Annotated in this window: 22 protein-coding genes and 3 tRNA genes; 15 read left to right on the top strand and 10 right to left on the bottom strand. The window is 39.4% G+C overall.

The features are described from left to right. The first annotated feature begins 15 nt into the window (after positions 1 to 15). On the top strand, positions 16 to 780 hold the full coding sequence (locus ACESPU_RS15865; protein WP_094582202.1) for a TIGR03915 family putative DNA repair protein: 765 nt from the start codon (positions 16 to 18) through the stop codon (positions 778 to 780). Between the two features lie 245 nt (positions 781 to 1025). On the opposite strand, the gene ACESPU_RS15860 is transcribed toward ACESPU_RS15865, so the two are convergent. The 7 genes from ACESPU_RS15860 to ACESPU_RS15830 form a co-directional block, all read right to left on the bottom strand. Beyond that, positions 1026 to 1823 (bottom strand): DUF1080 domain-containing protein, encoded by a 798-nt coding sequence (locus ACESPU_RS15860; protein WP_008772537.1) that lies wholly within the window; start codon positions 1821 to 1823, stop codon positions 1026 to 1028. A gap of 87 nt (positions 1824 to 1910) precedes the next feature. Next, positions 1911 to 2375, bottom strand: a complete 465-nt coding sequence (queF, locus tag ACESPU_RS15855) for a preQ(1) synthase (protein ID WP_005868655.1) — start codon at positions 2373 to 2375, stop codon at positions 1911 to 1913. A 9-nt stretch (positions 2376 to 2384) separates the two neighbouring features. Beyond that, a complete protein-coding gene (gene queC, locus ACESPU_RS15850; RefSeq protein ID WP_005858432.1) occupies positions 2385 to 3059 on the bottom strand; it encodes a 7-cyano-7-deazaguanine synthase QueC in 675 nt (224 codons plus the stop codon). Between the two features lie 77 nt (positions 3060 to 3136). Next, a complete protein-coding gene (locus tag ACESPU_RS15845) occupies positions 3137 to 3871 on the bottom strand; it encodes a bifunctional 2-polyprenyl-6-hydroxyphenol methylase/3-demethylubiquinol 3-O-methyltransferase UbiG (protein WP_005868658.1) in 735 nt (244 codons plus the stop codon). Positions 3872 to 3906: 35 nt separating this feature from the next. Further along, the gene (locus ACESPU_RS15840) at positions 3907 to 4269 is read right to left on the bottom strand and encodes a VOC family protein (protein WP_005868660.1); all 363 of its coding nucleotides are present in this window, start codon (positions 4267 to 4269) and stop codon (positions 3907 to 3909) included. A gap of 98 nt (positions 4270 to 4367) precedes the next feature. Beyond that, a complete protein-coding gene (locus ACESPU_RS15835; protein WP_009276098.1) occupies positions 4368 to 5174 on the bottom strand; it encodes a helix-turn-helix domain-containing protein in 807 nt (268 codons plus the stop codon). Between the two features lie 101 nt (positions 5175 to 5275). Next, complete coding sequence (locus ACESPU_RS15830; protein WP_005868663.1) at positions 5276 to 5749, bottom strand: Lrp/AsnC family transcriptional regulator; 474 nt, start codon at positions 5747 to 5749, stop codon at positions 5276 to 5278. 163 nt (positions 5750 to 5912) lie between these two features. Here ACESPU_RS15830 and ACESPU_RS15825 point away from each other — a divergent pair, with 163 nt between their 5' ends. The 9 genes from ACESPU_RS15825 (at position 5913) to ACESPU_RS15785 (ending at position 12253) form a co-directional block, all read left to right on the top strand. Further along, positions 5913 to 6785, top strand: a complete 873-nt coding sequence (locus ACESPU_RS15825) for a DMT family transporter (RefSeq protein ID WP_005858422.1) — start codon at positions 5913 to 5915, stop codon at positions 6783 to 6785. Positions 6786 to 7294: 509 nt separating this feature from the next. Further along, positions 7295 to 7870: a Crp/Fnr family transcriptional regulator gene (locus ACESPU_RS15820; protein WP_373133501.1), complete on the top strand. Its 576-nt coding sequence runs from the start codon at positions 7295 to 7297 to the stop codon at positions 7868 to 7870. 91 nt (positions 7871 to 7961) lie between these two features. Beyond that, positions 7962 to 8900: a hypothetical protein gene (locus ACESPU_RS15815; protein ID WP_373133500.1), complete on the top strand. Its 939-nt coding sequence runs from the start codon at positions 7962 to 7964 to the stop codon at positions 8898 to 8900. A gap of 74 nt (positions 8901 to 8974) precedes the next feature. Then, positions 8975 to 9214: a hypothetical protein gene (locus tag ACESPU_RS15810; protein WP_146376342.1), complete on the top strand. Its 240-nt coding sequence runs from the start codon at positions 8975 to 8977 to the stop codon at positions 9212 to 9214. Beyond that, a complete protein-coding gene (locus ACESPU_RS15805; protein ID WP_229036866.1) occupies positions 9177 to 9587 on the top strand; it encodes an RteC domain-containing protein in 411 nt (136 codons plus the stop codon). Before ACESPU_RS15810 ends, ACESPU_RS15805 begins: the two co-directional genes overlap by 38 nt. 129 nt (positions 9588 to 9716) lie before the next feature. Further along, positions 9717 to 10058, top strand: a complete 342-nt coding sequence (locus tag ACESPU_RS15800) for a helix-turn-helix domain-containing protein (protein WP_373133499.1) — start codon at positions 9717 to 9719, stop codon at positions 10056 to 10058. Between the two features lie 263 nt (positions 10059 to 10321). Further along, positions 10322 to 10906 (top strand): BfmA/BtgA family mobilization protein, encoded by a 585-nt coding sequence (locus ACESPU_RS15795; RefSeq protein ID WP_343011264.1) that lies wholly within the window; start codon positions 10322 to 10324, stop codon positions 10904 to 10906. Positions 10907 to 10910: 4 nt separating this feature from the next. Continuing rightward, entirely contained in the window at positions 10911 to 11870 is a 960-nt protein-coding gene (locus ACESPU_RS15790) for a DUF5712 family protein (RefSeq protein WP_343011263.1), read from the top strand. Continuing rightward, positions 11849 to 12253 carry a GNAT family N-acetyltransferase gene (locus ACESPU_RS15785; protein WP_373133498.1) on the top strand — a complete coding sequence of 135 codons (405 nt, stop codon included), beginning with the start codon at positions 11849 to 11851 and terminating at the stop codon, positions 12251 to 12253. Before ACESPU_RS15790 ends, ACESPU_RS15785 begins: the two co-directional genes overlap by 22 nt. A 676-nt stretch (positions 12254 to 12929) precedes the next feature. On the opposite strand, the gene ACESPU_RS15780 is transcribed toward ACESPU_RS15785, so the two are convergent. Together ACESPU_RS15780 and ACESPU_RS15775 are read right to left on the bottom strand one after the other, a co-directional pair. Continuing rightward, positions 12930 to 14162 carry a site-specific integrase gene (locus ACESPU_RS15780; protein ID WP_343011547.1) on the bottom strand — a complete coding sequence of 411 codons (1233 nt, stop codon included), beginning with the start codon at positions 14160 to 14162 and terminating at the stop codon, positions 12930 to 12932. A gap of 246 nt (positions 14163 to 14408) precedes the next feature. Next, positions 14409 to 14481 (bottom strand) — tRNA-Phe (locus ACESPU_RS15775). Between the two features lie 206 nt (positions 14482 to 14687). On the opposite strand from ACESPU_RS15775, the gene ACESPU_RS15770 reads away from it, so the two are divergent. Further along, positions 14688 to 14761, top strand: a tRNA-Pro gene (locus tag ACESPU_RS15770). A 66-nt stretch (positions 14762 to 14827) separates the two neighbouring features. Beyond that, positions 14828 to 15502, top strand: coding sequence for an HAD family hydrolase (locus ACESPU_RS15765; protein ID WP_373133497.1), 675 nt, complete (start codon positions 14828 to 14830; stop codon positions 15500 to 15502). 5 nt (positions 15503 to 15507) lie between these two features. Here ACESPU_RS15765 and ACESPU_RS15760 read toward each other — a convergent pair whose 3' ends face one another. Continuing rightward, positions 15508 to 16113 carry an RNA polymerase sigma-70 factor gene (locus ACESPU_RS15760; protein WP_373133496.1) on the bottom strand — a complete coding sequence of 202 codons (606 nt, stop codon included), beginning with the start codon at positions 16111 to 16113 and terminating at the stop codon, positions 15508 to 15510. A gap of 135 nt (positions 16114 to 16248) precedes the next feature. Between ACESPU_RS15760 and ACESPU_RS15755 the strand changes: the two genes are divergently transcribed. From ACESPU_RS15755 to ACESPU_RS15745, 3 genes are all read left to right on the top strand, one after another. Further along, positions 16249 to 16321, top strand: a tRNA-Trp gene (locus tag ACESPU_RS15755). Between the two features lie 203 nt (positions 16322 to 16524). Then, positions 16525 to 18099, top strand: a complete 1575-nt coding sequence (locus tag ACESPU_RS15750; protein ID WP_373133494.1) for an SUMF1/EgtB/PvdO family nonheme iron enzyme — start codon at positions 16525 to 16527, stop codon at positions 18097 to 18099. A 20-nt stretch (positions 18100 to 18119) separates the two neighbouring features. Next, positions 18120 to 19502: a Gfo/Idh/MocA family oxidoreductase gene (locus ACESPU_RS15745; protein WP_087346351.1), complete on the top strand. Its 1383-nt coding sequence runs from the start codon at positions 18120 to 18122 to the stop codon at positions 19500 to 19502. Positions 19503 to 19505: the final 3 nt, after the last annotated feature.

Below are 19505 nucleotides of genomic sequence, written 5' to 3'. Positions count from 1 at the left end.
TAAGAAGGATTGATAATGATTATATTTGTTTACGACAAGACTTTTGAGGGATTGCTTACCGCCGTATTCGATGCCTATTCCCGCCGGACTTTTCCGGATTTGTTATTAGCCGAGGGCGAGCCATTTCCATTGTTCTATGACGAGGCGATCCGGATTTATACGGACGACCGGAAAGCAGAACGGGTATGGAAAGGGCTTGAGAAGAAAATCTCCAAGTCTTCTCTTTCCGGGTTGACGGTAACTTGGTTGTCGGAATTACCGGAAGTAGACCTGTTGTTATTCAGATATATCCGCAAAGCGATCGATGCTCCAGCTACGATTGAGTTCAATCTTGGTGACCCGGACATATTGGAAACGGCCAAGATCTGGAAGAAAGTAAACAACGAACGCTTGCGAGTGATGCAATTCTTTCGTTTCCAAAAAGCGGCGGATGGAACTTACTTTGCCGCCATCGCACCTATATATAACGTATTACCTTTGGTATTACCTTATGCGCAAGACCGTTTCGCTGATCAGCAATGGCTCATTTACGACTTAAAAAGAGAGTATGGATATTATTATGATCTTAACGATACGATAGAAGTCCGTTTCGAAGAGAAAGATTCACACTTATTGACCGGATTGCTCAGTGAGGATATCATGGATAAGGATGAGAAACTTTTTCAAAGTATGTGGAAAGAGTATTTTAAGTCTATCGCTATCAAGGAGCGTTTAAACCCACGGCTTCATCGCCAACATATGCCGGCTCGTTTTTGGAAATATATGCCGGAGAAGAGATAATAGTATAATTGCTATTAATCAGCCAATTACAGTTTTTGTTAATTTCATTATCGAAAAACTAAAGTTTTTTCAGCAGGAAACTAGAGTTTCTCCATTGGAAAACTTTTGTTTCATCTAAGGAAAACTAAAATTTCGTGCTATAGAAAAAAATGTTTCTCTCATATAAAACCAGCCTGTTATTTAACGAAAAAGGGATGAGCTTAATATCAAGTCCATCCCTTCTTATTACAATCAACACGTTTCTCTTATAGCTCACGAATCCAGATATTACGGAAGCTGATCGGCTCGCTAGGATCGCCATGGCTCTGTAGGATGATAGGGCCTGCGCCATGTTTCTTCACTTGTGGGAAACCGATCCACTCTGTCGTACCCAATATCGTCGTATGGTTCTGCAAAACCACGCCGTTCTGGATAACCGTTACGGTTGGATGCGTGCGATAAGAACCATCTTCCTTGAAAGTGGGGGCGGTATAAATGATATCGTACACGTTCCATTCGCCCGGTTTACGCATGGCGTTGGCCAAAGGAATGGATTGTTTGTAGATACTACCCGTCTGGCCGTTCACGTAAGTCGGGTTATTGTAGCAGTCTAACACTTGAACCTCATACATCCCTTGCAGGAAAATACCGCTGTTACCTCTCGACTGGCTCTCTCCAGTGATATTCGTCGGGACCTGCCACTCGATGTGCATCTGGAAATCGTTGAATTTCTGTTTGGTCTGGATATCACCTTTCTTCTTGTTTACGGTAAAAACGCCATCATGTACATCCCATTCGGCCGCACCGCCTTTTACGCTCTCCCAAGCGGAAAGATCCTTGCCGTCAAACAAAACGATAGCGTCGGAAGGAGCCGTGAAACCTCCACCTTTTAAGTCTGTACCCGGAGTGACAACGGGAGGAACCGGTTCGTAAAACTCGGACATCTCATGCGTGATACCGGCATAACCTGTAGGCATCTTGAACTCTTTTTTCTTGTCTTGAGCAACAACGGTAACGCAACCCGCTAAAGCGAAAGCCGCAACTGTAAGCAATCTTTTGTTCATGGTCTAAAATGATTTATTAGTTAGTTAACATTTCTTGCTGCAAATATACCGTTTTTTGCCGAAACAGATAACGATTTGTCAGAAATCTTATTGATTATGATCAAATAATCTTTTCTCGGCCAACTGCTCAAACTTGGTGTTCGGACGACCGTAATTGCAATACGGATAAATACTTATACCGCCTCTCGGTGTGAATATACCAGTAACTTCGATATATTTCGGATCCATTAATTTTATCAAGTCCTTCATGATAATATTCACGCAATCCTCATGAAACGCCCCATGGTTGCGGAAGCTGAATAAGTAAAGCTTCAAGCTCTTGCTCTCTACCATTTTCACGTCGGGGATATAATCGATATGAATCGTAGCGAAATCCGGTTGTCCGGTAATCGGGCAGAGACTGGTGAATTCCGGGCAATTAAACCGTACCCAATAATCATTTCCTTGATGCTTGTTCGTAAAAGCCTCCAATACCTCCGGAGCGTAATCCTGTTTATATACGGTAGAGCCACCTAATAAATGCAACTCTCCTTCTTGTTTTCTCTCGTCCATTTCTTTCATTTACTTTTGATTCTCTTCTTTCCTTTTCAGATATTTCTCCAATCCGTCCTTACGAAGTTTGCAAGCCGGACAATGCCCACATCCCTCAGCCATAACACCGTTATAGCAAGTCAGCGTCTGCGTACGTACTAGATCAAAGACGCCCAGCTCGTCCGACAATTCCCAGACTTCGCTCTTATCCCGGTCCATAAGTGGGGTATGAATTACGAATTGCTCATCCATCGCCAGATTTAATGTTACGTTAAGAGAACGCACGAACGTATCCCGGCAATCCGGATAACCACTATAATCAGCCTCGGAGACACCCGTTACCAAATGATAAATCCCCTTACCACGGGCTAAGATAGCGGCGAAAGTAAGGAATACCATATTACGGCCGGGCACAAACGTATTCGGATAGCTATCCTCCGGCTTCTCTTGATCCATCTCTATGCTCGCATTCGTAAGCGAGCAATTGGGATCTAACTGGCTGATAAGCGATACGTCCAATAACTGAAAAGGTACGTCCGCATCCGCGGCGATCTTTCGAGCGACCTCTATTTCCAAGGAATGTTTCTGTCCGTATGTGAAGCATACGGCCTCTACACGTGAAAAATGCTTCTTCGCCCAGAAAAGGCAAGTCGTGGAATCTTGTCCACCCGAGAAGCATACCAAAGCGGCATCTTGTTGTTTCATATCTTTCTTGTTTTTAATACGTGGTTTAGCAAGCACACGGAAAAGACATCTTTTCAGCCACAAAGATACGCTTTTTTTTAATTCTTTCGAGCGGCGATAAGCAACATCATCGGACGGCGAAGTTCGTCTCGCATCCCGGGAACCGTATCCAGCATCGATTCGTCCGGTTGAGGCTCCACCAGATGGGTGATACAGAAACCCGCCTTGATCAATCCGTTCACGTAAGTCGTAAGTGTCTTATGATATTTGGTTACATCCTCTCCCAAAAAACGAGCATGCCGGATTCCCTCTTGAAAATAATGATCCACCGGCCAATGCGCAGGTTTCCCTTCCGAATCGTAAATCCAATCTTGATTGCCATAAGCAGTAAAAACGGGATGTTCCACAGAGAAGACAAAGACACCCTCTTGCGTTAAACATTTATATACCTCTGTACAAACCGTATCGAACGACTCGAGATAATGGAATGTCAAGGAGCTGATCACGATGTCAAAAGAATTTGGAGCAAAATCAAAATCCTCGATTGCTATTCTTTTATATTCGATCAACGGGGAGGGATTTATCTCCCGTGCCTTGTCTAACATCTTCCCAGAAAGGTCAATGCCTAAAGCGAAGGTCGCCCCTCGCTCTATGGCATATCGACAATGCCAGCCAAAACCACACCCTAAATCCAATACACGCTTTCCGTTAAAATCAGGCAACATCTTCTTTAGCTCATGCCATTCTCCTGCTCCTCTCAGCCCTTGTACAGAGCGAGACATCTGACTGTATTGACCGAAAAAGCGTTCATCATCATACTTATTTTCTTTCATATTATATATTGTAGGGATATCTTGGCCAAAGATACTTATTTTTCGTAGATACCGACATGATTTCCTTCGCTATCTTCTAAAACGGCGAAGTATCCTTTATTTTCCGCTTCAATCTTTGTCTTGGGTATAATAATTTTACCCCCTTTATCCAATACTTTAGATAAAGTGTCCTCGATATCTTGGCTATTAAAATGGATTAAGATACCATCCGGCGAAGGTTGATAACTAGGAGCGTAGAACAAAGCCCCAACCGCTTCTCCTTGCTCGATAAAACAGGCCATCTTCTCTGTCTCACATTCGGAAACCGATAATTTTAGTCCCAAAATAGTTTCATAGAAATCGATCGCTCGATAAAAGTCTACAGTTGGAATCTCGAAAAAAGCAATTAAATTGTTCATTTTGTTTTCTTTTTATAGTTACTGTTAATGTCCTCGCGAAGACATCACAAAAGTAGAGCGTATCGTATCTATAGGATAGAAGAAAAAGGACATCTTGATCACTCCGAGAAATAATCAGAATAAGGAGCGCATAAGGAAAGATACTCCGTGGGTGTATAGCCGGAAAACAGCTTAAACTCTTTTATCATATGTGACTGATCTGAAAACCCACATTCATAAGCTAATTGAGCGAATGAAATGGATGGATTCTGTTGTACCTTAAATAAAGCCCGTTGCATCCTAACGATACGAAGAAACTCTTTGGGCGTAGCTCCTACATAATCTAAGAAAATGCGGTTGAACTGTTTAGAACTCAGGCATGCGGTTTCAGATAACTCAGAAATATTAGTTTTCGCTTGTTCATTTATTTGATGGAGGACTGCGGATATTCGCTTTAAATTATATTCATAGCCTTCAAACCTATAAAGACGGTGAATCAAAAACTGCTCGATCAAGCGGATGCAAGTTTCATGATCATCAGCCTCTATCACTTTTCTGGATAATATTGATAATTCCAAATCTTCTATAGCATCCACCGCTATAAGTTCTCCATAAAAGAACTTAAGGGGAAGTTGAAGGATGGCTCTTGCCGCGTACGGCTGAAAAACAACCGTGATCATTTCAATCTTTCCGGCTGACATCACATCTGAAAAGTTGAGGCATTGCCCACAGATGAACGCTTGAGGCTGCGATTCTTTTTTTCCTACTAATAAAAGCCTTTTACCCCTATGAAATACTAATTGTATGCAGCCCGTTGGTAAAGTCCGTTCAGATACAGAAACATCCGCGCCATCTTCCAGTATCCAATAATATCTCACATAAGGAGTTAATATATGAATAGGCTTTATTATTTTAAATGACTGCATCTTATAGAATTTAATTTATCGGGGCAAAGGTAAATAACCCCTAATCAATTCTATAGTAAAAAAGAGACATTTCATATTAATACTGCGACATTAAGCTTCAATCAACTATTTTTGGGTATATTCAAAACTGTAGTATTCTTGATTTCATTAAGTACAAAAGAGCTTTGCATCTTCACGATGCCATGAACCTTGGTTAATTTCTCGAACACAAATTGATTATAGGCATCTAAATCCTTAAGAACCACTTTGACAAAGAAATCATAAATACCTCCCGTCGAGTAACATTCCATTATTTCATCGATATTCCGTATTTCTTCTTTGAAGCGTTCGATATGCTCATCATCGTGTACAGCTAAAGATACATTACAGAAAATGATCAAGGGTAATCCTATTTTTTTATTGTCGACCAATGCCACATATCCTTTTATATATCCTTCGTTTTCTAAACGTTTGATTCGTTCGTAAATAGGAGTCTTGGAGATATGAAGTTTCTCAGAAAGCTCTTTTGCATTGATCTTCGCGTCCTTTTGCAAAGAATGAAGAATTTCAATATCTGTCTCATCAAGTAGTGCCATAGTTTTTTTTCCTGTTTTATTTGATTTAATATCCCCGAATTAGAATTATAGAATGCAAAACAGGACAAGAATAGGAAAATTATCGTATTTAAGCTTGACGTATAGGAAAACAATCTTCTTTAAATAACTTTGCAGCAAATAAAAATCTAATTCTAACACAATTATGTTTAAAAGTAAAGATCTTCTGTATCATAGTATCGCCATATTGACAGTCATTATATGGGGAACAACGTTTGTCTCCACAAAAATACTGATTAATACAGGATTATCACCGGTTGAGATATTGTTATACCGTTTCGTGCTTGCGTATTTTTGTATTTTGACTATAGCGCATCGACGGTTGTGGGCTAATTGCGTAAAAGATGAATTCTTATTGTTCTTGTCTGGATTATGTGGTGGTTCCCTATACTTCATAGCGGAGAATACGGCACTGGGCATCACATTGGCTTCCAACGTTTCATTATTGATCTGTACAGCACCGATCATTACAACGGTATTGTCTCACCTATTTTATAAAGAATCTCTTAGGAAAGGACTGTTATATGGATCTTTAGTTGCCTTATTTGGAGTCGGATTAGTTGTTTTCAACGGCAGTGTTCTTTTAAAAGTAAATCCACTTGGTGATTTTCTCACTTTAGTTGCCGCTACGATGTGGGCTTTTTACTGCCTTATCCTAAAGCGTTTGAGTCGTTCTTATCCCACCTTGTTTATTACACGAAAAGTATTTTTTTATGGGATACTTTCTCTTTTCTTCTATTTTGCGATCTACCCTTTAAATATCAAACTAGAGTTATTGAAACTGCCAGTCGTATATTTAAATATATTATTTCTGGGTGTCATCGCCTCAATGCTTTGTTATATCATGTGGAATACGGCAGTCAGAGCCCTCGGAGCATCAAAAACAGCCAATTATATTTACATTGTCCCTCTGGTCACCTTGATAACTTCTGCGATTTTTCTATCAGAAACTATTACGATAGCTTCTGGTATTGGCGCTTTAGCCATTATTAGTGGAGTTTATATCGCAGAGAGGTAAAAATAAAGAAGGGTTACTCATATGAGTAACCCTTTGATTTTCAGTGGTGCCACCAGGAATCGTCATTTTGACTTAAGTGGCTGTATTTCTTATAGATATATTTTCAAAAAAGAAGTAATCTCCCGCTATTGCTCCACCAAATTTTTGCACTGCTTTGCGGCGAAATTCTTCACAACACATTTCCTTTTGCAAATATACGAGGAATCGTCATAATTTGGAAATTTTGGAAACTATATTATGTGTTAATTCTTCATTGAAATATTCATAAAGGTATTATATGTGTTTTATAACAAGAAATGTGATTATAATCTATTGAATAATAGACTTTTGAAGAAGAAGAGTATAACAATGGGTAACGATGTAGAAACGAGCAAACTTCTTTAGTTTGCTTTGGTTTACCACTGTTTCAAATGACTCTTCACAAAGATAATCATTTTATTTTTGAAGCAATAGAAAGATTAATAGAATTGTTCTTTCAATAAGCATCTTCTTTGTATCTTTGTAATCATATGGAGGAATTTAATAAATATCTCAAAGGGGAAAAACTGAATTTGGTAAAAGAGGTGTGTATCAATAAGGGAAAACTTATCCAGTTTTCTCGTAATAAATATTTTTCAAGAGCAGGAGATGTGATAGCAGATGTTGGTTACATCAAACGTGGAGCTTTTAGGTATGTGTGTGTCAATCCATCAGAAGAAAAAGAATATAGCACGGGCTTTGCCTTTGAAAAAGAATTTGTAACAGACTATCCGGCTTGTATATATCAAGTCCCGTCAGAGATAAGCATACAGGCAATAACGTCCTGTGAGGTGTATATTTGTAACATACAGGAAATATTACGAATATTCAATGAAAATATTGATACACAAACGCAAGCACGAAATAACGCAGAGCGTATTCTGTTCTGTGTCTATCAGAACTATATCGACTTATATAGAAAAACTCCAGAAGAACGGTATAAAGAAATAATAGACAGATGCCCTGAAATATTACAAATACTCACCTTGAAAGAATTATCTTCATATTTAAAAATCACTCCGGTAACAATGAGCAAAATACGGCGGAAAATAACCTTTGGACACTAAAAGTCTAAAACACCTTTTAGACTTTCATACAAATTCATACTTGTAGGCATAAATTAAGTTATCTCAACTTAACTTTACCTCAAAAAAGAATATGAGAAAGTTGAATTTGCTTCTAATGGGTATTTTTACTCTTGCCAGTGCAACGGCACAAAACAGCGTGGACAAGTATGCTGCATTTCATTTGAGTTTTGTTCCTCCATTAAGTACAAACGGTATAAAGGCTAATGAATATACCAATGGAGCATCCTTTAATTTGTTGGTTGGTATATCAAGAAATGAAGATAATTTTTCATTTGCCGGACTAAGCAACGTGATAACCAATGACGCTAAAGGTTTTCAATTTGCTGGACTTTCAAACTTTATCGGAAATAATGGTAGAGGCATGTCGTTTTCCGGCTTAGCGAATATTGCGAAAGGTTCTTATAACGGTTTCCAATTTGCTGGAATAGTGAACTATGCCAAAGAAATAAACGGATTTCAATTTGCCGGAGTAGTAAATATTGCTCAAAAAGTAAGTGGAGTACAATTCGGATTATTGAATATTTCAAATGAAAATGATTATCCTATTGGAGTAATTAATATCATAAAAAAGAATAGAGAAATGGGAGTAGCCTTGACTTATGATTTTCTGGGGAACTCTATTTTATCATTTCGTTCAGGAACTCAAAACACTTACGGTATATTCGGCTTAGGATATAACCATAAAGCTAAAGGAAATAAGTTTGTTCAGGAAGCTGGATTAGGGGCACATATCCTCTGTTGTAAATGGTTTCAGATAAACAATGAATTAAAAATTTCCACTATCGGTTCAATGTCCGAATCCCCATCTTTTAATGCCGGATATTCATTACTTCCATCTATTAAAATAAGTAAGCATTACAATGTTTTTGGCGGTGTAGGTATTAACTATCTCACATCAAAAGATGATAGGGATTTATTCCCTCATCGTAGTATTTGGAAAAAATACACAGAAAACAGATTACAACAAATATATATTGGTTACCAAGTAGGTATTCAATATATTTTTTAGCATATATCCCTGAAGAGTGCCTAATCTTCAGGGATATTTAGAATTAACAAGATATATCTTAAACAAAAAGACACATGGAAACTATGTTAGGATTGAGATTTTTCCGTCTATTATCGGAATACTCACAAAAAGAATTTGCCGTACATGATTTAACGGCTGCACTACGAGAACTTGCCAGTCATTTGGCAAATGTTGCCATAGATGAACAGGACTACGCTGTATTGTTACGCTATTTTTCTTTTGGACTTAATAGGCTCAAATCGTATCGAGTGCAATTTGAGCAGGGGGAAAAATGCCTTGTTATTGCTTATTGATGAAGCGATAGAAGTTATAAATACAGAAATTCGCATACTCAATATGCGTATTAAATACCCGATTCAGTTCCAAAATCGAAAAAATAGCTTTCCACCCTCACCGCTTTATCTCACCGATGAAACATACCTTGTAGAAATCATGGAACTGGTTAGTGGGTTATTCATATCTAAACGGGTGGTTACCCACAACGGGACAGAATCACCATTAACCGAAATTGGAAGAGCCTTTGAATACCTATTCAATATCAAATTGGGGGACATCCACAAAAAACACGATAATGTAATTTGCCGTAAAGCCAATAAGCGCACTGAGTTTTTGGACATACTTCGTAAAGCCATTACTGAAGAAAGTAAGAAGAAAGGCTATTTGTAAATCAACAATTTAGCAACTATTTATGGGGGTGTACCAGTGGTACACCCCTAACTTATTTACACTCATTTGCCGAACTTTGCTTCATCAATCGATTGAAAACAATAATGTTAAACTAAAAAATGAAGCAAAATGTATATAGACAACGAAAACTTCGACAAGTGGATGGAACAGCTATCGAAGAAGCTCTCCGAAATCGGGCAAGACCTAAAATCCCTTATCAATACTGACAAGGTATTGGACGAAAACGATAAGATACTCGACAATCAAGATTTGGCTTTCCTGCTAAAAGTATCTTTCCGAACCTTGCAACGGTATCGGGCAAGTGGCAAACTTCCTTATTTTACGATAAGCCATAAGACCTACTATCGTTCGGCTGACATTCGGGCATTTGTTCAAGAAAATGCCGATTCTACAACCTACGAACGATTTAAAAAGGAAAATCAACTCGATAAGCAAACCGAAGTAAAATAAGGTAGCTAATGTTACCGACTAAAGAAGTGCTATCGCTCTCCATTTAGCAGAAACCGCCTCGCCCTGTGGCTCGGCTCGTTTCGCTAAATGAAGCAAGAGGGAACTGGACAAGTCCTGTTCTTCCCTCTTGCCCTGCGGGGCAAAGCCTTCGGCTTTAGGAGGTTACATTTGTAACCGTTTATAACAGTGATTATAAGCTAAAAATGTATTCCGCTTATAATCAACTCAATGAATCTCATTTTCCTTATAAAAAAGTTATAATCATGGATAAGACCAATAATATATCCACACTTACCACCATCGGGATAGACCGGCAAACGGGAAAGCTAATAGATAAGCTCTGCAAACGCTATTCACTGAAAAAAGGGGAAATAGTCAGGCTGGCATTTGTCTATATTGATAAAGCGTGTATCAACCCATCGGAAGCACCGGAATCCGTAAAATCAGAACTGGCGAAAATAAACAAACGGCAAGACGATATTATCCGCTTCATCCGACACTACGAGGAAGAACAACTGAACCCCATGATACGAACTGCTAATTCTATCGTAGTTCGGTTTGACACCATCAGTAAAACATTAGAAACGCTTATTCTTTCTCAATTGGAAACCAGTCAGGGGAAGCAAATAGCCGTACTGCAAAAAGTAAGTGAACAGTTCGGCAAACACGCCGATGTAATCAACCAGCAGGGAAAACAACTCACCGCCCTGTATCAGATACACCAACGGGATTATAAAAAACTGCTTCAACTGCTACAACTTTATTCGGAGTTATCAACTTGTGGCGTGATGGACGGCAAACGGAAAGAGAATCTAAAAGCGGAAATCGTCAATCTAATAAATACATAGAACCATGCACATAGATTTTGCTCCGCCATCGGGAGGAACATATAATAATGCGGGTAGTTGTCGGCAATTAGCTTCATACGTGGAGCATGAAGACTTGGAACGGATGGAGAAAGGAATCTATACCGATGGCTTTTTCAATCTGACAGAGGATAATATCTATAAATCAAAGGTCATTAAAGATATAGATACCAATATCGGGCAACTCTTGAAAACAGATGCTAAGTTTTACGCTATCCATGTCAGCCCATCGGAAAAGGAACTTCAAGCGATGGGTAATACAGAACAGGAGAAAGCTGAAGCCATGAAGCGGTATATCCGGGAAGTGTTTATTCCTGAATATGCCAAGAACTTCAACAAAGGGCTATCCGAAGCGGATATAAAGTTTTACGGAAAAATTCATTTTGACCGTAGCCGTTCCCACAACGAACTGAATATGCACTGCCATTTGATTGTGAGCCGGAAAGACCAAGCTAATAAAAAGAAGCTATCACCCCTTACCAACCACAAAAATACCAAGAACGGAGTAATAAAAGGTGGCTTCGACCGTGTGAATCTGTTCCAACAAGCGGAACAGGGCTTTGATAGATTGTTCGGCTATAATCGCCAATTATCAGAATCGTTTGAGTATCACAACACGATTAAGAACGGAAGCATTGACGATAAACTGAAAATGCAGGAGCAGGAGTTGAAAGAGCCAAAACAATATTTTACTGGCGAAAAGAAAAAAGAGATAATACAATCCAGTGAAAAAGAAAACAATATTTCTTGCAACCTTGATAGCAAGGCAGATAAAAAACATTCTTATAATCAGCAAAATAACGGTAGTGGCGATTCTCTATTATCTATTTTCTCATTGGGAGATGGCAATAATTACGATGCAACATCGGCGGAGGAATTACAAGCACAGAAACATAAAAAGAAAAAGAAGAAAGGGATTAGACGATGGCTGAATATGAGGAACTAAGAGCCGATATAGACCGCTACCTGATGGAGCGTTTTAAGTATCGCAAATCGCTTGTATGGCTGACAGTGGATAATATAATAGTTACCCGGAGAAACAGCCGGGTAGATTTATATTTGCGTATTAGAAAGGTTGAAAGCCGTTTTCCACCTGATTGCCTGATTATCGCCCGATTGAGTTTTAGCAAAGAACGGATAGGGCACGGAACACACTTTATCCGATTTCTGACAGGAATAGCCCGAAAGTACGGTTTTAACCATATCGGCATTGAATGTGCCAACCTCAAAAGCAGTACATTTGCCAAGAAGTTAGGCTTTTACTGCATAGATGGCGAAAACTTCACAATAGCTATAACCAAACTAATATCTTATTTTTCAATGGAATAATCTTAATTAATCCTTTCTTTCTCTGAACACAAAGGTATATTCCGAGCCTAAAACGGCAACACCAAGCCCTGCGGGTTTTGATAAATTTCTTCCTTTTTGCTCCACAAAAAGAGTAAATTTATCAAAAGTGTTGCCTTATTTATTCTCTCCATATAGAAGATGTTTATCAGAGAAAAAAGGAAAAAATATGTTGGTTGGAGTGAGCGTCACGGACATCGGCAGCCAGTTCAGTCCACTGCATACACAGTTTTCAAAATCAGTTATTTTTATCTCTTTCTTTGATGCAAATTATTGCAATGAAAGGAGTTTATAGCAATCTAAAACAATAGTGATATGGAAATTGTAGCCATCGAAAAGCAAACCTTTGAACAACTGATACAGAGGTTTGAGGACTTTGCTAAGCAAATAAACGCGCTTTGCGGAAAGAACCGAAGTAAGGAAAGACTGGTTAAATAATACGCAATTTGTGAACTGCTTAAAATCTCTTCCTGTACACGGTCAACCTACCGACGAGATACGGGAGTTTTGCCCTATTCTTAAATCGGGTGTAAGTGTTATTACAAGGCTATCAGATGCTATTAAATGGCTATGAGCCTACATTTGTAGGCTAAATGAAAAATCCTGATTGAGAACTATAATACTCAATCAGGATTTTTTCATATTGCTATTTTTATTCTTAAATACCTGATACAGACAAATTACTACCCACTTTTTGCATATCATTTAGAATGCTTTGGTCTAATACACGTGCGTATCGTTTCGTCATATTGATATTGGAATGACCTAACATTTTTGCAACATTCTCAATGCTAACACCATTAGCTAAACACACTGACGTGGCATACGAATGTCGGGCTGAATGAGTGCTAAGATTCTTCTTAATTCCGCATAAATCGGCGATTTCCTTCAAATAACTATTCATTTTTTGATTGCATGGAACTGGTAACAACACATTTCGTTTTTCGCAGAGGGGATAACCTTTGTACTTTTCTATAATTGCTAAAGGCACATCTAACAGCGGGATATTGCACATATTCTTAGTCTTTTGTCGAGCCTTGCGAATCCAATAATTTCCCTCTCGGTCTTTTACTATATGCTCTGATGTTAGTTGCTTTACATCTATGAATGATAGTCCGGTAAACGCACAGAATATGAAAATATCCCGAACCAAATCAATACGAGATAATTCAAATTTTTTGTTTATAACAGTTTGGAGTTCATCCCAAGTAAGAAACTCACGATGAACTTCTTTCTCATGGAATTTTATTCCCATAAACGGATCTTTGCTTATCCATTCATTGGCAAGAGATAGGTTCGTAATTTTTTTCAGGCACTTCATATAGCGAATGACGGTGTTTTGAGCACATTCTTTTTCCGTTTTCAAGTAGAAATCAAAAGCCCGAATAAACTCTCCGTTTATATCTTTGAGTGGTAAATCTTCTTTGTCATATTTGATTTTGATAAGTTCGGCTAAATACCGTTTACAACTTTCGTAGCGGCGAACGGTAACCAGAGCAAAGTCTTTACCTACTAACTGTCTACATTGGTTGTTATGCTCCTGAAAAGTGGCTATAAGGGTTCTTGGGGCTTCCTTTTCTTCCAGACCAAAGAACTTATCGCGAAGGATAGTAGCCGAGATGAGCAAACCTTCCTGTTTCAAATCAGCATGGATATTATACAATTTGATTCGAGCTTCTTCGATAAACCTGTTCAGGTCGTTTGATTTGCGGTCTTTACCACGAGAACATTCTTTCGCCTGATTCCATAGGGAAGGGGTAATGCTTTTACGGATATTCGTTTCAGAACGAATATTATTAACCGTAATCCGCATACATACAGAGGCTTCACCATTCTTCAATAGTTTGGTTTTCTTTAAGAAGAACAAAACACTAAATGAATTTCTTTCCATCATTTTTCTACCTGTTTTAAGTGATACAAAATTATGGAAATGTGGAGAGGATTTTGTTACGTAACATACTGACAAACAGTGTCAAACAAAGACAAAAGGTGGAGATGAAATATCTCCTGATTTGCTCCACCTTTTGCTCCACCAAAGTAGGTTGAAATTTGCTGTTTTTTGCGTAGTGGTTAAAAACAAAAACTCCCGATATTCTTTGAATATTAGGAGTTTACTTCTTTTTGCTTTCTCTAAAAGTGGTGCCACCAGGAATCGAACCGGGGACACAAGGATTTTCAGTCCTTTGCTCTACCAACTGAGCTATGGCACCATCATGTCGTTTTGTATATCGTTGTTTCGATTACGGGTGCAAAGGTAGGTATTATTTTTAATCCAGCAAATGTTTTGAAAGAAAAATTCACAGGACAGTAAATTATCTATTTTTCCTGCAAAAAAATCCACTTTTCTCTTGCAAGTTCAAAAACAATGTGTACCTTTGCACCCGTAATCGAGACAACGATACAACAAAACAAAAAACGGGATGTAGCACAGTTGGCTAGCGCGCCACGTTCGGGACGTGGAGGTCGGAAGTTCGAGTCTTCTCATCCCGACTCATCAAAAAGGCAAGAATCTTGAAAGAGATCTTGCCTTTCTTTTTTCAATCCTATTAATATCTAATGAATAACAAAAGGTATCAACATATATTGTTCGATCTGGACGGTACATTAACCGATCCTATGATTGGTATTACCAGTTCTGTAAAGTACGCCCTCTCCTATTTCAATATAGAAGTAGAAGATTTACGATCTTTATGCCCTTTCATCGGGCCACCATTAAAAACATCCTTTAAGGACTTCTATCAGTTTACAGATGAGCAAGCAGATGTAGCCATTGCTAAATACCGGGAATATTTTTCAAAACAAGGTATTTTCGAGAATACCCTGTATCAAGGTATTGATGAATTACTCCGTTTGCTTACCGAAAACGAAATGAAAATCTACTTAGCCACCTCAAAGCCGCAACCCTTCGCTCAACAAATTCTAGAATATTTCCACTTAGAATCTTATTTTGCATTTGTTGGAGGAAGCACATTCGACGGAAGCCGTTCCGAAAAAGCGGATGTAATACAATATGTATTAGACAGCACCGATATAAAAACACGGTCTGACGTAGTCATGATCGGTGATCGTAAATATGATATAGAAGGGGCCAAAGCGAATAACATAGATTCAATAGGAGTCCTTTACGGCTACGGGGATGAAGAAGAACTAGCGAATGCCGAAGCAAACAAAATCGTTACTGATATAAAAGAACTATCATCTTTCCTTCTAACAGGGAATATCCCCATATAGAAAGCTTAAGCAGATCGATAAATCACATTAAAAATAAACATCAGCAATAAAGAGAATGAAATATTTGGAAAGCTCGGCTTCAACCGGGCTACCAATTTTTCTATAGCGATCTTCATCTGTACACGAACCGTACTCTCTTGAACCGATAATATTTCCGCGATCTCCTTCGTTTTCAATCCCTCCTCACGAGACATCAAAAACACAAGACGGCATTTCTCAGGAAGTTCGTCAATCGCTTTATCAAGCATCTCTCTCATCTCTTTTAACTCCAAATGCTCCTCCGGAGAACCCTCATCTTCCTCTTCCATTAATGGCAACAACTCATTTAAAGAAGCCCTATTCAAGTCTTTATTCCTTGCTTGATAACGAAAAGACTCGTTACGTACAGAAATATATAAATAAGTATCTATATTATCAATCTCCTTTAATCGTTTCCGAGATTGCCAGACCGAGAAAAAAACATCTGTCACAACTTCACGGCATGCCTCCTTCTCGCCTAAACAATAATAAGCGAAGCGAAAAACCTGATCATAATATAAATTATAAAAACGTTCGAAAGCTCCCATGTTATCTACCGACACAGATTCAAGCAACCCTTTGATATCTCGCACAAAAACTCCCACTCCTTTTTCTTTGATTTGGCAAACATACTAAATATAATCTAAATGCCTTTTTAAAAAGCAGACTATTTTTTCTCATATTTTACTTGCATATTCAAATTATTAAACTACTTTTGCACCCGCAATACGGAAGTAGCTCAGTCGGTAGAGCACTGGTCTCCAAAACCAGGTGTCGGGAGTTCGAGCCTCTCCTTCCGTGCGTGAGCGGCAACACAATGAATATGTGTTGCCGCTTTTTTATTATTCACCCTCTCTTCCCATTGCGATAAAAAAGCGTAAATAAGACAACATTTTTCGTTAAAGAGACTATTTTTTCTTTCAATATATAAAGGAATATACTACTTTTATTGCCGATTTTAAATCTAATTGAGACTTAGTGTAAATCGTATACCATAGAAACAGATGACAACTAACAAATTTTCAAATCGATACTCGTCTGAGAGGAAAAAGTATTTTTTCAAAAGTAAGGCGTTTATCCTGTTCCTCGGATTATTTTTGGGAGCTGGGATTATGATCGCCCTTTATAAAACATCTGTATATTTCTCGACAGATGAATCTTGTATGATGTGCCACGTGCATCCTCACGTAGAAAACAGTTGGAAACTTTCCAAGCATGTAAATAATGGAAGTGGCGTTAAGACACATTGCGTAGCTTGTCACCTCCCACCCCAAACAAATACTTGGAAACATTATAGCGCAAAGGCTAAATTGGGTATGAAAGATGTTTGGTCATACTTGACTAAAGACAGCGCGGATTTCAATTGGGAAACTAAGTCCGAGTTGGAACACGCCGTTAAATATATCCCCAATGAATCTTGTAAGGAGTGCCATCAGAACTTATTCCCCGAAGGAATTACCGATGATGGTGTAACGGCACATTTATATTATGATGAGAATGAGAAAAAGCTAGATCTACAATGTATTAGTTGCCATTTGGATGCAGGACATTACAATCCGAACTACAATCACTCCAAGATGGTTGGTATACCGGGACAAAATACATCCGGGGCATCTTCGGATACCAGTTTGTTTTTTAAGGAACCAACTACAGTTACCTCTTTCACCGACTATGTAGAACAAATTCCCGGAACAATGGTCTCATTCAAGATGATTGCTATCCCCGGAGGTTCATTCAAAATGGGTAGTGAGGAAAAAGAGGCATTTCATAAAGCAGATGAGTCGCCTGTACACAACGTAACTGTCAGTCCGTTTTTCATGGCTGAGGTCGAGGTGACTTGGGATCAATACTGGGCTTTCTATGGGAATACGATGAGTGAGGGCCGTACCCCTCCAGAGACCGTATACGCAAATAACAGTAATCCGAATGTCGATGCCATCTCTGGTCCGACACCTCCGTTCGGTTTCCCGGATCAAGGCTGGGGTGGCGGAGATCGCCCGGCTATTACAATGACTCATTATGCGGCCGAGACTTTCTGCCAATGGTTATCCAAGAAAACAGGAAAGACTTATCGCTTACCGACCGAGGCGGAATGGGAATATGCGGCACGTGGCGGCACGGAAACACCTTATTTCTTTACGGGTAATCCAAAAGACTTCTCCGATCAAGGCTTCTGGCGTAAATTTTTCGACGCTAAGACTGATAGTATAGGTTCTTATGTGATTTATAGCAAGAACAGCAAAAACAAGACGCAAGAACCGGGTTTGGTAAAAACCAATCCTTTCGGTTTAAAGAATATGTTAGGTAATGTAATGGAATATTGTGCCGATAAGTATGATCCTGAAGCTTATGCTAAAAGCGGAAGTAGTGCCACAGATCCATTGGTTACCGAAGGTACTGAGTGGGTAGTGAGAGGCGGTAATTACACCTCCGATGCGGCAGATCTTCGCTGCGCTTCCCGTGATTATACCAAACATGAAGCTTGGTTAAAAACCGATCCGCAACAACCGAAGAGTATCTGGTGGTACTCCGATATCAGAGGAATCGGTTTCCGTGTTGTATGTGAACCTAATAAATAGTGTCTAAAAAAAATAATATCATGAAAAAAGAGAACAGCATTAGCAGAAGATCATTTCTGAAAAGTTCAGCCCTAGCGGGTGCACTTGGAGCAATTGGAACAGGTAGTACAGTTGGTGTATTAACTTCTTGTGGTGGAGGTGAAAGTGCGAACGCAATAAAGCCTTTGAAAGAACCCGGTACTTATTACGTGCCCGAATTACCAGATTTGGCGACTGATGGAAAAGAACTAAAAGCTGGTGTAATCGGTTGTGGCGGACGTGGTTCCGGAGCCGCTTTTAACTTCTTGAACGCTGCGAACGGCGTTACGATCGTGGCTTTAGGCGATACGTTCCAAGAACGTGTCGATGATTTGGCAAAGAAATTAAAAGATGAGAAAGGAATTGATGTACCGGCTGATAAACGTTTCGTCGGCTTGGATGCGTACAAACAAGTGATTGATAGCGGCGTAGATGTAGTGATCGTCGCCACTCCTCCCGTATTCCGTCCAGTTCATTTCCAATACGCCACAGAAAAGGGCAAACATTCCTTCTTAGAGAAACCTATCTGTGTTGATCCGGTTGGTTACCGTACCATTATGGCTACCGCGAAACAAGCTGCGGCAAAGAACTTATGTGTCGTAACCGGTACTCAACGCCATCACCAACGCAGTTATGTCGAGTCTTACAAGAAGATCATGGAAGGATTGATCGGTGAGATCACGGGCGGTACGGTTTACTGGAATCAGAATATGCTTTGGTATCGGGATCGTCAACCGGGATGGAACGATTGCGAATATATGATCAAGGACTGGGTAAACTGGAAATGGCTTTCCGGCGACCATATCGTAGAGCAACACGTACATAATATAGATGTATTCACTTGGTTCAGCGGATTGAAACCAGTCAAGGCTGTAGGTTTCGGTTCTCGCCACCGTCGTATCACTGGCGACCAATATGATAACTTCAGCGTTGATTTCACAATGGAAAATGGTATCCATATGCACAGTATGTGCCGCCAGATAGATGGTTGTGCAAATAATGTAAGCGAATTCATCCAAGGAACCAAGGGATCATGGAGCAGTGACACGATGGAGATCAAGGATTTGGCAGGAAACGTTATCTGGAAATATGATAGCGAGGCCGAAAAAGCGAACTTCAAGCAAACTGACCCGTATACATTAGAGCATGTAAACTGGATCAACTGCATCCGTGGTGGTAAACAAATCGAGCAAGCTTCTGAGACTGCTATCTCCAATATGGCCGCAATCATGGGTCGTGAGTCCGCTTACACGGGTACCGAGACCACTTGGGATGCCATGACTGCCTCTGCATTGGATTACACTCCGAAAGATTTGAACTTAGGAAAGATGGATATGAGCGGCTTCGTCGTTCCTGTTCCGGGTAAACCAATCGACAAGAAATAATCC

This window comes from Parabacteroides sp. 20_3, assembly GCF_964238835.1.
Classification (GTDB): Bacteria; Bacteroidota; Bacteroidia; order Bacteroidales; family Tannerellaceae; genus Parabacteroides; species Parabacteroides distasonis.
This window is presented reverse-complemented; position numbering and strand designations above follow the sequence as displayed.

Excerpts from the sequence above, each read along its gene's own strand:
- ACESPU_RS15865 (WP_094582202.1), top strand. The coding sequence starts at position 16 with ATGATTATATTTGTTTACGACAAGACTTTTGAGGGATTGCTTACCGCC.
- ACESPU_RS15860 (WP_008772537.1), bottom strand. The coding sequence starts at position 1,823 with ATGAACAAAAGATTGCTTACAGTTGCGGCTTTCGCTTTAGCGGGTTGC.
- queF (WP_005868655.1), bottom strand. The coding sequence starts at position 2,375 with ATGGACGAGAGAAAACAAGAAGGAGAGTTGCATTTATTAGGTGGCTCT.
- queC (WP_005858432.1), bottom strand. The coding sequence starts at position 3,059 with ATGAAACAACAAGATGCCGCTTTGGTATGCTTCTCGGGTGGACAAGAT.
- ACESPU_RS15845 (WP_005868658.1), bottom strand. The coding sequence starts at position 3,871 with ATGAAAGAAAATAAGTATGATGATGAACGCTTTTTCGGTCAATACAGT.
- ACESPU_RS15840 (WP_005868660.1), bottom strand. The coding sequence starts at position 4,269 with ATGAACAATTTAATTGCTTTTTTCGAGATTCCAACTGTAGACTTTTAT.
- ACESPU_RS15835 (WP_009276098.1), bottom strand. The coding sequence starts at position 5,174 with ATGCAGTCATTTAAAATAATAAAGCCTATTCATATATTAACTCCTTAT.
- ACESPU_RS15830 (WP_005868663.1), bottom strand. The coding sequence starts at position 5,749 with ATGGCACTACTTGATGAGACAGATATTGAAATTCTTCATTCTTTGCAA.
- ACESPU_RS15825 (WP_005858422.1), top strand. The coding sequence starts at position 5,913 with ATGTTTAAAAGTAAAGATCTTCTGTATCATAGTATCGCCATATTGACA.
- ACESPU_RS15820 (WP_373133501.1), top strand. The coding sequence starts at position 7,295 with ATGGAGGAATTTAATAAATATCTCAAAGGGGAAAAACTGAATTTGGTA.
- ACESPU_RS15815 (WP_373133500.1), top strand. The coding sequence starts at position 7,962 with ATGAGAAAGTTGAATTTGCTTCTAATGGGTATTTTTACTCTTGCCAGT.
- ACESPU_RS15810 (WP_146376342.1), top strand. The coding sequence starts at position 8,975 with ATGGAAACTATGTTAGGATTGAGATTTTTCCGTCTATTATCGGAATAC.
- ACESPU_RS15800 (WP_373133499.1), top strand. The coding sequence starts at position 9,717 with ATGTATATAGACAACGAAAACTTCGACAAGTGGATGGAACAGCTATCG.
- ACESPU_RS15795 (WP_343011264.1), top strand. The coding sequence starts at position 10,322 with ATGGATAAGACCAATAATATATCCACACTTACCACCATCGGGATAGAC.
- ACESPU_RS15790 (WP_343011263.1), top strand. The coding sequence starts at position 10,911 with ATGCACATAGATTTTGCTCCGCCATCGGGAGGAACATATAATAATGCG.
- ACESPU_RS15785 (WP_373133498.1), top strand. The coding sequence starts at position 11,849 with ATGGCTGAATATGAGGAACTAAGAGCCGATATAGACCGCTACCTGATG.
- ACESPU_RS15780 (WP_343011547.1), bottom strand. The coding sequence starts at position 14,162 with ATGGAAAGAAATTCATTTAGTGTTTTGTTCTTCTTAAAGAAAACCAAA.
- ACESPU_RS15765 (WP_373133497.1), top strand. The coding sequence starts at position 14,828 with ATGAATAACAAAAGGTATCAACATATATTGTTCGATCTGGACGGTACA.
- ACESPU_RS15750 (WP_373133494.1), top strand. The coding sequence starts at position 16,525 with ATGACAACTAACAAATTTTCAAATCGATACTCGTCTGAGAGGAAAAAG.
- ACESPU_RS15745 (WP_087346351.1), top strand. The coding sequence starts at position 18,120 with ATGAAAAAAGAGAACAGCATTAGCAGAAGATCATTTCTGAAAAGTTCA.